Below are 13,376 nucleotides of genomic sequence, written 5' to 3'. Positions count from 1 at the left end.
TTAGTATATAGACACTAACTATTTTATAGTTAGTGTTTTTTTATTATGCAAAAACTCTGTAGAAAAAAATTTTAATAATTTCTATTATTACGAGCATAAAATATGGAATAAGTGGTAAATATATAATCGAACTATTTTGAAAATTTATTTAATTCTGAAAGGAATTTTTAAATTAAAGTAGAACTATATAATTAAGCCTAAAAGTAAGGGGGAATTGCTTATGAAAAACTACACAACTAAAAATCTAAGGAATGTAGGTATAATTGGACATAGCGGTTCAGGTAAAACCACTTTAGCAGAAGCAATACTTTATTATACCAAAACTACAGATAGGTTTGGAAAAGTCGAAGAAGGAAACACAGTTAGTGATTATGATTCTGAGGAAAAGAGAAGAAGAATATCTATATCAACTGCTATAACTCCATGTGAATGGGAAAATGTTAAAATAAATTTAGTTGATATGCCTGGATATTTTGATTTTGTTGGAGAGGTTTTTGAAGGTTTAAGAGCTTCAGATATAGCAATGATAGTTGTTTCTGGAGTATCTGGTATACAAGTAGGGACAGAAAAGTCCTGGGAATACGTAAATAAATATAAACTACCAAGATCACTCTACATTAACAAATTAGACAGAGAAAATTCCAGCTTTGACAAGGTTTTGACAGGATTAAAAGATAGCTTTGGTATATCAGTAGTTCCAGTACAATATCCTATAGGCACTGAAGAAAATTTCAAAGGTGTTATAAATGTAATTTCAAGAAAAGCTAGAATTTTTGATGCTAAAAGCAACAGTATGAAGGAAGCAGATATACCAGAAGAGCTTATAGATAAAGTTGATGAATGTAAAAATATGATTATTGAGGCTGTAGCTGAAACAGATGAAGCTTTACTAGATAAATATTTCAGTGACGGTACATTAACTGATGAAGAGATATATAATGGATTGATAAATGGGTGTGCTAGAGGCGAAATAACGCCTGTTATGTGTGGCTCAGCATTAAATGGCGTTGGAATTGAAACATTACTTGAAGACATAATCGAGTGTTTTCCATCACCTGAAGATTCAGAATTACTTAAAGCTAAAGACTTAAAAGGCGATTTAGAAACAAATATTAAAATTGATGAAAAGCTACCTTTCTCTGCTTTTGTATTTAAAACAATAGCGGATCCTTTTGTAGGAAAACTATCAATGTTCAAGGTTGTAACAGGAAAGATTAAGTCAGATTCATCTGTTTATAATGCAAACAAAGACAAGAATGAAAAAATAGGAACTATGTATTTCTTAAGAGGAAAACAGCAGATTCCTACAGCTGAAATTATTGCCGGCGATATAGGAGCAGTTGCTAAACTTCAATTTACCACTACAGGAGATACACTATGTGATGTATCAAATCCAGTAATTTTTGAAAAAATAGATTTTCCTCATCCAGTAATATCTATGGCTGTGTTGCCAAAGTCTAAGAATGATGAAGATAAAATATCTAATGGATTAAACAAATTGTTAGAAGAAGATCCTACCTTTAAGGTTTCTAGAGACGTAGAAAATGCTGAAACAATAGTCTCAGGGTTAGGAGAAACTCATCTTGATGTAATAGCAAGTAAGTTAAAAAGTAAATTTGGAGCGGATGTTATACTTCAAACACCGAAGGTACCTTATAGAGAGACTATTAAAAAGGTGTCAGATATACAAGGTAAACATAAAAAACAATCTGGTGGACATGGTCAGTATGGGGATGTAAAGATAAAATTTGAACCTAGAAATGATGGAGAAGATGATCTTCAGTTTGTAGATCAGGTTGTTGGAGGAGTTGTACCTAGACAGTATATTCCAGCAGTAGAGAAAGGACTTAAAGAGTGTATACAACATGGAGTATTAGCTGGATACCCCGTTATAAGATTAAAAGCAACCCTTCATGATGGATCATATCACCCTGTAGATTCATCAGAAATGGCTTTTAAAATAGCTGCATCTTTAGCGTATAAAAAGGGATTAATGGAAGCTCAGCCTATATTATTAGAACCAATTGTTCATGTAGAGGTAACAGTACCTGAATACTATATGGGAGATATAATTGGTGATATAAATAAGAAAAGAGGTAGGGTTTTAGGTATGGAGCCTTATGGAGATAAACAAATGATAATAGCTGAAGTACCACAGTCTGAAATGTTTAAGTATGCTACTGATTTAAGGTCTATGACCCAAGCAAGAGGAAACTTTACAATGAATTTTGAAAGATACGAGGAAGTTCCTTCTACTGAAGTAAATAAAATAATAGAAGAGGCTAAGAAACTAAAAATTAAAGAGGAAGTATAAGGTTAAAAACCCAATAGCTAATTGCTATTGGGTTTTTATTGGAATAATATCTTGCATATTTTAATAAAATATAAGAGAAAATAATGTAGTAGTGTCTTTGTATTAATTCAATAAGGAGAGATTTTATGTCAGAATACCGTATGGATATAGTTGGAACAATAGAATTAGCTGATTATAGTAGTATTTATGATTATATAGCTATAGTTAATAATACTGATAATCTTACGATCTCTATAGAGGATGTAGAAAATGAGAGCATTAATATAATATGTAACATGTTAGAAAAAAGTAACTTTAAGATTGACTTAAATAAAGATTACGACACTAAAAAGTGTTTTATTAAAGCTTCTAGGGATATTAACACTTAGTAATAGCTGCCTTTAGCAAGATTATAAGGCAGTCATTTTTATTATGGATAAATATAAAAATAAAGAGGTTTTAAATTTATATATTAAGTTTAAAACCTCTGCTATTAGTAGATAAAAAATAATAAGTAACTATCGATTTGATAAAAAACATTTGAAATTAGGAGATAGAACTATGTAATTTTATCTTTTACTCATAAATGTTTATATTTCAAGTATTATTAAGATTGAATAAATAAAAAAATAATATTAATATTAAGTAAAGGTCAAAGAAAGTCAAAGTCGAGGGAGTATTATAATGACAAGATTATCGGATGTTATAGAAGAATTTATAAAGGAAATGTTAAAAAATAGTGATGGAAACCAGCTTCAAATTGTCAGAAACGAATTAGCTAATTATTTTAAATGTGCCCCATCACAGATAAACTATGTTTTAACAACAAGATTTACAGTAGATAGGGGATACTATATAGAAAGCAGAAGAGGCGGCGGTGGATGTATTTTAATAAAGCAGATTCAATTTTATAAAAATAAGTCTTTAGTTGAGATTTTAAATGAGAAGATTGGAGATAGTATAACCTATAGTACTGGCGTCAAGTTAATAGAAGGATTATTAGAATCGGGAATTATTAGTGAAGGTGAATTTAATATTTCAAAGGCAGCTATAAACGATAGAACATTAAGTAGCTCCTTAGAGAATAGAAATAAATTAAGAGCTGATATTTTGAAGTCTATTGTAATGGTAGTCCTGAATAAAGCTTAAATTATTGAGCAAATTGAAAGTTATGTTATAATATTATATGTAAAATATTTACATTAAAACCGGACAATTTAAATTCAAACATATTATTTTATATTTTATGGGAGTGATAAAATGTTGTGCGAGGTTTGCAAGAAAAATGATGCTAATGTTCACATAACTAAAATAGTGAATGGTACTAAGCATGAATTTAGTTTATGCGAGAAATGTGCAAAGGAAAAAGGTGAATTTAATTTCAGTAGTCAAATAGACTTATCATCACCTTTTACATTTCAAAATATATTGAGTGGAATAATGGATTATATAGGTCCTAATAACCAAACTGAAAATACCTTTGATATCTCATGTAGTAATTGTGGCAATACTTACAGTGAGTTTAAAAGGACAGGGTTATTAGGATGTAGTGAATGCTACAAAAGCTTTGCATCAACTTTAAAGCCTATTATTAGAAGAGTACAGGGAAACTGGGAGCATACAGGAAAACTTCCTAGAAAGGCTGGAGAAAGTATAATTAAGAGAAAAAAATTAATAGAGTTAAAGGAAAACCTCCAAAATGCAATAACCAATGAAGAGTATGAAAAAGCGGCACAAATTAGAGATGAGATAAGGTCAATGCAAGAGGAAGAAAAATAGGAGGTTAAGTATGGAAAATTGGATAAAGTCACAGGGAAGAAATGATGATTTAGTATTAAGTAGCAGAATAAGGTTAGCAAGAAATTTAAATAAAATACCATTTCCTCACAAGATGGATGAAGAAGGTGGAAAAAAACTGATAAAGGATGTAGAAAATGCTTTCTATACTTCTTCTCACACAGAGGATAAGTTTAAAACTATTCGCTTATGGGAAAATGGTTTTATTGACAATGAAGTGTTTTTTGACAAACATCTTATAAGCAAGAATCTTTTAGATAATACTAGTAAAGCGGCATTTATTGTAGATGAAAATGAAACTGTAAGTATTATGATAAATGAAGAGGATCATATCAGAATTCAAGGTATAACATCAGGACTGGATTTAGAGGAAGTACAAGACTTATGCGGAAAGATAGATAACCTTTTAGAAGAAAAATTAGACTATGCCTTCGATGAGAATCTTGGATACTTAACAACTTGTCCTACTAATATAGGTACAGGACTTAGGGCATCGGTAATGATTCATTTACCATCCCTTACTATAACTAACAAGATGAATGGAGTGTTAAACGCAGTTACTCAAGTTGGTATGACTGTACGAGGGTTATACGGAGAAGGTTCAAAGGCAAGGGGTAATATTTATCAGGTATCCAATCAGATAACTTTAGGATTAAGTGAAGAAGAAATCATAAGTAATTTGAAAGCAGTTGTAAGTCAAATTATTAATGAGGAGAATCTATCAAGAGAAAACCTTATAAGAAAATATAAATATGAAACAGAGGATAGGATCTATAGAGCATTAGGAATATTAAAGTCAGCGGTGCTTTTAAATCCGGATGAATGTTTAAAACTTTTATCAGATGTAAGATTAGGTGTAGAAATGGGAATAATTAAAGATGTAAGTAAAGTAGTGCTAAACAATCTTTTAGTAGATACTCAAAATGCAGTTATACAGCAGCTCTATGATAAAAAGCTATCTAGTAAAGAAAGAGATCTTAGTAGAGCTAAATTGATTAGAGAAAGATTAGTAGAAAAGTAATATAATAAGGTAAGGTTGGTGAATTATTTATGATGTTTGGAAGATTTACAGAAAGAGCACAAAAAGTTCTTTTTTACGCTCAGGAGGAGGCACAATCTCTTAAGCATGGATATGTAGGAACCGAGCATATTCTGCTTGGGGTTTTAAGAGAAGATGGAATAGCTAAGAAATTGTTAAATAGCATGACTATTACTGTTGAAAATGTAAGGAATTTAGTAGAGGAATATGAGGGAAAGGGAGATATGGAACTTTATAAAAAGGAAATTCCCCTCACTCCAAGAACAAAAAGACTTTTAGAAATGAGCCTGCTTGAGGCAAGAACTTTAAATCATAATTATATAAGTCCTGAGCATATACTATTGGCCCTAATTAGAGAAGCAGAGGGAGTAGCTTTTACTATTCTTAACAACTTAGGAGCAGACTTTAATAAGCTCCGAAAAGAATTAGTAGATGCATTATCAGGAGAACAATCAACAAATTCTGTTGATACCAATAAGGGTAATGGAGAACCAACACCTACCTTAGACCAATTTGGCAGGGACTTGACTGAAATGGCTAGGGAAGGAAAATTAGATCCAGTTATAGGAAGAGATAAAGAAACCCAAAGGGTTCTTGAAATTCTATCAAGAAGAACAAAAAATAATCCATGTCTAATCGGAGATCCTGGTGTTGGTAAGACTGCTATAGCTGAGGGACTTGCGCAAAAAATAGTTTCTGCTAGCATACCTGAACTACTAAAAGATAAAAGAGTAGTTACATTAGATTTATCATCAATGATAGCGGGGTCTAAGTATAGAGGCGAATTTGAAGATAGATTAAAAAAGGTTATGGAAGAGCTACGAAAGGCTGGAAATGTAATTTTATTTATAGATGAAATTCATACTCTTATAGGTGCTGGAGCTGCAGAAGGAGCTATAGATGCCTCAAATATTTTAAAACCAGCCCTAGCAAGAGGAGAGATACAGTGTATAGGAGCTACTACTGTAGATGAGTATAGGAAACATATTGAAAAGGATGCAGCTCTAGAAAGAAGATTTCAACCTATAATGGTAGGAGAACCTACTAAAGAGGAAGCTGTTCTTATACTGAAAGGATTGAGAGATAAATATGAAGCTCATCATAGAGTAAAAATTACTGATGATGCCATTGAAGCTGCAGTGGTTTTATCTGATAGATATATAACTGACAGGCATCTTCCAGATAAAGCAATAGACTTAATCGATGAGGCAGCTGCAAAGGTTAGAATCGAGAGCTTAACTACTCCACCAGATTTAAAGGAGTTAGAAGGAGAACTTGAAAAGATTACTAAGGAAAAAGAAGATTCTATAAGAGTTCAAGATTTCGAAAAGGCTGCAAGGCTAAGGGATAGAGAAAAAGAAATAAAGGATAGATTAGAGGGATTGAAAAATAACTGGAAGACTCAAAAGGAAGTTTCAACCCTTACTGTATCAGAACCTCAGATAGCTGCAGTTGTATCAAAGTGGACTAATATACCTATAGAAAAGCTAACTGAAAAAGAATCTGAAAGATTATTGAAACTTGAAGAAATACTTCATAAAAGAGTAATAGGACAGGGCGAAGCTGTAAAGTCTATATCACGAGCTGTAAGGAGAGCAAGGGTAGGACTTAAGGATCCTAAAAGACCAATCGGTTCATTTATATTCCTAGGACCAACAGGTGTAGGAAAGACTGAGTTATCGAAGGCATTAGCTGAAGCAATGTTTGGTGACGAAAGTAATATGATAAGAATTGATATGTCAGAGTACATGGAAAAACACACAGTATCAAGACTCATAGGTTCACCTCCAGGATATGTAGGGTATGATGAGGGAGGACAGCTAACAGAAAAAGTTAGAAGAAATCCTTATTCTGTTGTACTGTTTGATGAAATAGAAAAAGCACATCCAGAGGTTTTTAATATTTTACTTCAAATTCTTGAAGATGGAAGACTTACTGACGGTAAAGGTAAAACTGTAGACTTTAGAAACACTATAATAATAATGACGTCTAATGTAGGTGCTTCCACTATTAGAAAGCAAAAGTCTATGGGCTTTGCTTTAGACAGCGATGATGAAAAGCAGAATGAATATGAAAAAATGAAGGACAATGTAATGGATGAGTTAAAGCGTTCATTTAGACCAGAATTTTTAAATAGAATAGATGATATAATTGTATTCCACCAGCTTCAACAAGAGGACTTGAGACATATAGTTAGATTAATGTTAGGTTCTGTGTCAGAGAGGTTAAAAGATCAGAATATAGAAATTGAATTTACCGATGAAGCAGAAGAATTGCTTGCCAAGGAAGGCTATGATATAACCTATGGTGCAAGACCTTTAAGAAGAGCGATTACAAAGGTAGTAGAAGATAAACTCTCAGAGGAAATGTTAAGAGGAAATGTTAAGAAGGGGAATAAAGTAACAGTCAGTGTAGAGAATAATGAGCTGGTATTTAATAAGACTCATTAGAATGAAATTATTTATTTTCATAAAGCAATGTATAAATTCTATATGTTTATACATTGTTTTATTTTTAAAAATTTTTAATTATTATTAACACCATATTACTATAATACTGTATAATTATATTTTGTATAGAGGGAGGTGGTTTTAATGGCGAAGAATAAAACCACTTTTGTATGTCAAGAGTGTGGATATGAATCGTTAAAGTGGCTTGGAAAATGTCCCAGCTGTAATACATGGAATAGTTTAGTTGAAGAAGTGAAAGTTGAAAGTAGTTCATCAAGAATATCTATAAGTTCAAATAGTGAACCGAAAAGTATAGTAAATATAAAATCTAGTGAATATGATAGATTTGATACAGGAATAATTGAGTTAAATAGAGTATTGGGAGGAGGAATAGTAAAGGGATCACTTACGCTAATATCTGGAGCGCCAGGTATAGGAAAATCAACGTTGCTTCTGCAAACTGCTAATAATATTGCTAAAAGATATGGAAAGATATTATATATTTCTGGAGAAGAATCAGAAGAACAAATAAAAATGAGAGGAGATAGGTTAGAGGTTATATCTGAAAACTTGTATATAGTTTCCGAGACTAATCTGGACAAAATAGAAGAACATATTGAAAATATTCAACCGGTATTTGTAATAATTGACTCTATACAAACACTTTTCAAACAATCTATCTCTTCGGCACCAGGAAGTGTGTCTCAAGTTCGTGAAAGTGCTAACGATATTATGCGTATGGGGAAAAGTAAAAATGTATCATTCTTTATAGTAGCACATGTTACTAAGCAGGGTGAACTTGCGGGGCCTAGGGTACTTGAGCACATGGTGGATACTGTACTATCCTTTGAAGGTGAAAGAACTGAAGAATTTAGAGTTCTAAGAACTATAAAAAATCGTTTTGGTACAACAAGTGAGATTGGTGTTTTTGAGATGAGGGAGAGTGGATTGGAGGAAGTACCAAACCCATCCGCTGTTTTTTTAGAGGAGGCAGGATTTCAAAAAGAGGGGTCTTTAGTTATAGGAATAATGGAAGGAACTAGACCAATTTTAGTGGAAATACAAGCCCTAGTTAGTGAAACTAAGGCTGTTATACCAAGGCGTACTACTATTGGAGTAGAGAGTTCAAGGCTAAATCTAATTTTAGCAGTGTTGGAAAAAAAGTTAAGAGTTCCTTTTTATAATTGTGATGTATACGTAAATGTAGTAGGTGGGCTTAATATTGGAGGGACTTTTGGGGACTTAGGGGTTGCTTTAGCACTTGTTTCTAGTATAAAATCTAAAGAGATAAGTTTAGAAAAACTATTGGTAGTTGGGGAAATTGGACTTACTGGAGAGGTAAGACCTGTAGCTTTTTGTGATAGGCTTGTAAATGAAGCAGAAAAAATGGGATTTAAAAATATAATAATACCTTTTAGAAATAAGGAAAAAATAAAAAATAAAGATATAAACATAATTGCGGTATCTTCGTTAAAGGAAGCGGTAAACAAAGTTTTTTAGTATAGGGTGATTATTTTGAGATTAGAAAAAGATAAAGAACTTATGAATATACTTAAGTTGATGGCTCCAGGCACTCAGCTTAGAGATGGACTTGAAAATATATTAAGAGCAAAAACAGGAGGTCTGCTTGTATTAGGGGATAATGAACAGATATTAAAGATAGTTGATGGAGGATTTACTATTAATTCTGAATATAGTCCTTCCTATGTTTACGAACTTGCTAAGATGGATGGTTCAATAGTACTAAGTAGCGATTTAAAGAGGATTATTTATGCTAATGCCCAGCTGATCCCGGACTCTAGCATTCCTACTTTTGAAACTGGTACTAGACACAGGACGGCAGATAGGGTAGCTAAACAGACAGGGGCGATAGTGGTAGCTATTTCTCAAAGAAGACATATAATAACGGTATATAAAGGTAGTATAAAATACGTATTAAGAGATAGTAGTGTAATACTTGGAAGAGCAAATCAGGCACTGCAAACTTTAGAGAAGTATGTAGCGGTATTAGATAGAGTAGTAAGCAACTTAAACATACTAGAATTTCAGGATCTAGTAACTTTATTTGATGTTGTAACTGGAATCCAAAGAACCGAGATGGTAATGAGAATAGTATCAGAAATTGAAAGATATACATGTGAGTTAGGTAATGAAGGTAGACTTATCTCTATGCAGCTTAATGAACTGGTAAAAAGTGTTGAGCAGGATGGAATATTGTTAATAAGAGATTATTGTCAGAATGATATGGATTATAATGATATATATAAACAAATGCAGACTATGGGATCTGAGGAGTTGCTAAACTTAGATTTTATTTCAAAGTTTTTGGGGTATGTGGGAGTACCATTAGTTGATACGCTTATATCACCAAGAGGATATAGGATGCTAAATAAAATCCCAAGAATACCTACAAATGTAATAGAAAATTTAGTTAGAAACTTTAAGGAACTTAAGGGCGTAATGGAAGCATCTTACGAACAGTTAGATAAAGTTGAGGGTATAGGTGAAGCGAGAGCTAGGGCTATAAAAAATGGACTTAGAAGATTAAGGGAACAGATTATGATAGATAATAATTTTAGCACAAAATAATGTAACCATTATTTTGTGCTAATTTTTATCTAAAGGAATATTTACCTAATGTATTTATTTTGTCATATTCTTTAAGGAGTACATCATATAGATTTAAATCTAAAGTGTTACAAAGAGAAGCTAAATAGAAAAGATTGTTTCCAAGTTCTCTTTCAATCACATCTCTACAATTATCACATAGCTTACCATCAATGTGGGTTGTAAAGGAATCCTTTAATGACTCTATATTTATAGCATCATCATCCTCTGGGAAATGTTGTTTCTTACCGTTTACTTGGACACAGCCACAGTTTGTAATTGACTTTGCAACTGCCCTATTTACTCTCCCATTTGACTCCTGAAGTTTTGTCATTATATCTAAAATACTTTTATGTCTAATTAGAGAGTCATCTACTGCATTTTGAAAATCATCAAAAATTACATCTTTCATCAGGTTCAACTCCTTACATAGATTAAGTTAACATCTACAGATTAATTATAGTTTTTTTCAGACAATTTTGTCAATAAATATAGTACGAATTTTACTTTCCTTCTATATAATAAATCAAGAACGATTATATGAATAGGGGGATTAGCATGCCAAATAATGGACCAAAAGTCTTTGTGCCAAAATATGGTGCTGGCGTTATGTCAGAAGTAGAAGATAATGAATATGATAAAAACAGAAAGTATATAAGCATTTGCTTATTACTTAATAATATAAATCTATATATGCCTGAAGATAATATACAAGAATATGAAGTAAGATCTGTTATTACTAAGGAAGAAATGGAAGAAGCATTAAATATAATAAAAAACAATCCAAATGAAATTGAAAAAAAGTGGGGTAAGAGATATCGAAACAATAATGATAAAATAAAAAGTGGCAATACTATAAAAATATGTGAGGTTATAAGAGATTTATACTATCTGAAACTTATGGGGAACTTGCCTCCAGGAGAAAGAAAAATACTATACAAGGCTGAAATTATGCTAGCTAGTGAAATTATGTTAATATTTGATATTTCTATGGAAGATGCTTTGAGTAAAATAAGAAATGTAAGGTGAACAATTTATTAAATAAACTAAGTTTTATTGAAAAAAATAGATTATTAATATATATTAGATATTAACAGGATTTAAAAATGCAAAATTTGTTAACAATTAAAGAGGAGGTGATACTATTGTTAAAAAAAATATTAAGGGGGCTTTTTACAATAATAGGCCTATTATTAGGCTATTTAGTAGGTGATGAAATAATTCATACTAAATATTTTACAAACTTAGGATATATCAGTACTAGTCCTATAAAAACGGTATTATTTTTAATTTTATCAACTGTATTTTTTGGAATTATATTATTTTTAATCTCGCCCTGGATTAATGCAGTTATTATGAAAATTATGGACTATATCGAAAAGAATATCCAAAAGCTATCTGCAACTGAAATTTTGTTTGGTACTTTAGGAAGTATCATTGGACTTGCAATCGCAGCACTATTTGTTGATTTACTAGCTCGAATACCTATAATAGGGGCTGTTTTGGCCGTAGTTGTAGCAGTAGTAATGGCAGCATTAGGTGGAAACATAGCTATAAGAAAGAGAGAAGAACTAATAGCTTTATTCTCTAACATAAGCATTAAAAAGGCGGGTTCCAGTAAGGATAAGAAAGCTAAAGCAGAGTATAAGGGGTATCCAAAGATATTAGATACATCTGTAATAATAGATGGAAGAATATTTGACATATGCCAAACTGGATTTGTAGAAGGAACTTTAATAATACCTAACTTTGTATTAGAAGAATTACGACACATAGCAGATTCTTCTGATGGATTAAAAAGAAATAGGGGTAGAAGAGGTTTAGATATTTTAAACAAGATACAGAACGAATTAAATGTAGAAGTTCAGATATATGAGAAGGACTTTCCAGAAATATCAGAAGTGGACAGCAAACTATTAAAACTTGCTCAAGTCTTAAATGGTAAAGTTGTGACTAATGATTATAATTTAAATAAGGTTGCAGAATTTCAAAGAGTGCCTGTTCTAAATATAAATGAACTTGCTAATGCAGTTAAACCTGTAGTGCTCCCAGGGGAAGAGATGAGAATACAGATAATTAAGGATGGTAAAGAGTCAGGCCAAGGGGTTGCATACCTTGATGATGGAACTATGATAGTTGTAGAAGGCGGCAGAAAGCATATTGGAGAGATTAAGGATGTTATTGTTACGTCAGTACTTCAAACAGCAGCCGGCAGGATGATTTTTGCAAAGCAGAAAGAGGAAGTTTAATATGGGAAAAAATTATGCAATTATCGTAGCAGCGGGTAAAGGAAAAAGAATGGGGGCTAATGTAAATAAACAGTTCCTAAACATAAATAATAATCCTGTTTTATACTACTCGCTAAATACATTTTCTAAGAGTAAACTTATAGACGGAATAGTTGTTGTATGTGCAAAAGATGAGATAGAATATTGTAGAAAAGAAATAGTGGAAAGATATAAAATAGAGAAGGTATTAAAGGTTGTTGCCGGTGGAGAGGAAAGATATAACTCGGTATATAATGGCTTAAAGGAATTGCAGGATTGTGAAATTGTATTAATTCATGATGGGGCAAGACCTTTTGTAACTGAAAGAATTATAAGAGATGGCATAGAAAATGCTAAATTGTACGGTGCTTGTGCTTGTGGTGTACTTCCTAAAGATACAATAAAAATTAGAGATGAAAATGGATTTTCATATAAAACTCCTGATAGGAACAAGTTATTCTCTGTACAAACACCGCAATGTTTCAAGTATAGTCTAATCTTTGATTGCCATAGCAAATTGTCACAGAGTAATATTAATGTTACAGATGATACATCAGTAGCTGAGTTATATGGTAATAAGGTATACCTATACGAAGGAAGTTATGATAATATAAAAATCACCACACCAGGGGATATTTATATAGCTGAGAAGATAATTGAAAATTTTTAGATTAGTAACTAAGTCTCTTATCGCTTATGCGGTAAGAGACTTAGTTAAATATTTAGGTTTATTAATTACCCCAACATGGTTATACAAGGTTGTTTATACTATATTTTTAGATACTAATGGAAATACTAAAATAAGGGTTAAATAAGTTTTGATTATATGTTAAAATGTTTAGGTAATTAAATTTTTACTTTTGATGAAGTATTTAGACTATTTTGTTATTTTAAGGATAATATTAAAGATAAATGAAAAAATA

At 31.7% G+C, this 13,376-nt stretch carries 12 protein-coding genes; 11 read left to right on the top strand and 1 reads right to left on the bottom strand.

What is annotated here, in order from left to right; all coding sequences use genetic code 11:
- Positions 1-220: 220 nt before the first annotated feature.
- From fusA to disA, 8 genes are all read left to right on the top strand, one after another.
- A complete protein-coding gene (fusA, locus tag P8V03_RS03465; protein WP_318796775.1) occupies positions 221-2,314 on the top strand; it encodes an elongation factor G in 2,094 nt (697 codons plus the stop codon).
- 125 nt (positions 2,315-2,439) lie between these two features.
- The gene (locus tag P8V03_RS03460) at positions 2,440-2,682 is read left to right on the top strand and encodes a hypothetical protein (RefSeq protein ID WP_261671240.1); all 243 of its coding nucleotides are present in this window, start codon (positions 2,440-2,442) and stop codon (positions 2,680-2,682) included.
- 295 nt (positions 2,683-2,977) lie between these two features.
- The gene (locus P8V03_RS03455; protein WP_261671239.1) at positions 2,978-3,442 is read left to right on the top strand and encodes a CtsR family transcriptional regulator; all 465 of its coding nucleotides are present in this window, start codon (positions 2,978-2,980) and stop codon (positions 3,440-3,442) included.
- 111 nt (positions 3,443-3,553) lie between these two features.
- The gene (locus P8V03_RS03450; protein WP_318796774.1) at positions 3,554-4,072 is read left to right on the top strand and encodes a UvrB/UvrC motif-containing protein; all 519 of its coding nucleotides are present in this window, start codon (positions 3,554-3,556) and stop codon (positions 4,070-4,072) included.
- 10 nt (positions 4,073-4,082) lie between these two features.
- Entirely contained in the window at positions 4,083-5,111 is a 1,029-nt protein-coding gene (locus tag P8V03_RS03445) for a protein arginine kinase (RefSeq protein WP_318796773.1), read from the top strand.
- Between the two features lie 29 nt (positions 5,112-5,140).
- Positions 5,141-7,579, top strand: a complete 2,439-nt coding sequence (locus tag P8V03_RS03440; RefSeq protein ID WP_318796772.1) for an ATP-dependent Clp protease ATP-binding subunit — start codon at positions 5,141-5,143, stop codon at positions 7,577-7,579.
- 144 nt (positions 7,580-7,723) lie between these two features.
- Complete coding sequence (gene radA, locus P8V03_RS03435; RefSeq protein WP_318796771.1) at positions 7,724-9,079, top strand: DNA repair protein RadA; 1,356 nt, start codon at positions 7,724-7,726, stop codon at positions 9,077-9,079.
- A gap of 15 nt (positions 9,080-9,094) precedes the next feature.
- Positions 9,095-10,168 (top strand): DNA integrity scanning diadenylate cyclase DisA, encoded by a 1,074-nt coding sequence (gene disA, locus P8V03_RS03430; RefSeq protein ID WP_318796770.1) that lies wholly within the window; start codon positions 9,095-9,097, stop codon positions 10,166-10,168.
- 25 nt (positions 10,169-10,193) lie between these two features.
- Here disA and P8V03_RS03425 read toward each other — a convergent pair whose 3' ends face one another.
- Positions 10,194-10,598 carry a nucleoside triphosphate pyrophosphohydrolase family protein gene (locus P8V03_RS03425; protein ID WP_261671232.1) on the bottom strand — a complete coding sequence of 135 codons (405 nt, stop codon included), beginning with the start codon at positions 10,596-10,598 and terminating at the stop codon, positions 10,194-10,196.
- Between the two features lie 146 nt (positions 10,599-10,744).
- On the opposite strand from P8V03_RS03425, the gene P8V03_RS03420 reads away from it, so the two are divergent.
- The 3 genes from P8V03_RS03420 (at position 10,745) to ispD (ending at position 13,123) form a co-directional block, all read left to right on the top strand.
- Positions 10,745-11,215 carry a CarD family transcriptional regulator gene (locus P8V03_RS03420; RefSeq protein ID WP_318796769.1) on the top strand — a complete coding sequence of 157 codons (471 nt, stop codon included), beginning with the start codon at positions 10,745-10,747 and terminating at the stop codon, positions 11,213-11,215.
- A gap of 116 nt (positions 11,216-11,331) precedes the next feature.
- Positions 11,332-12,435, top strand: coding sequence for a PIN/TRAM domain-containing protein (locus P8V03_RS03415; protein WP_261671230.1), 1,104 nt, complete (start codon positions 11,332-11,334; stop codon positions 12,433-12,435).
- Between the two features lies 1 nt (position 12,436).
- Positions 12,437-13,123, top strand: a complete 687-nt coding sequence (gene ispD / locus P8V03_RS03410; RefSeq protein WP_318796768.1) for a 2-C-methyl-D-erythritol 4-phosphate cytidylyltransferase — start codon at positions 12,437-12,439, stop codon at positions 13,121-13,123.
- The last annotated feature ends 253 nt before the right edge of the window (positions 13,124-13,376 follow it).

The organism is Clostridium tanneri, assembly GCF_033659955.1.
Taxonomy (GTDB): Bacteria; Bacillota; Clostridia; order Clostridiales; family Clostridiaceae; genus Clostridium_AM; species Clostridium_AM tanneri.
Note: the sequence above shows the minus strand (reverse complement) of the source record. Positions and strands in the feature narration are given on the sequence as shown.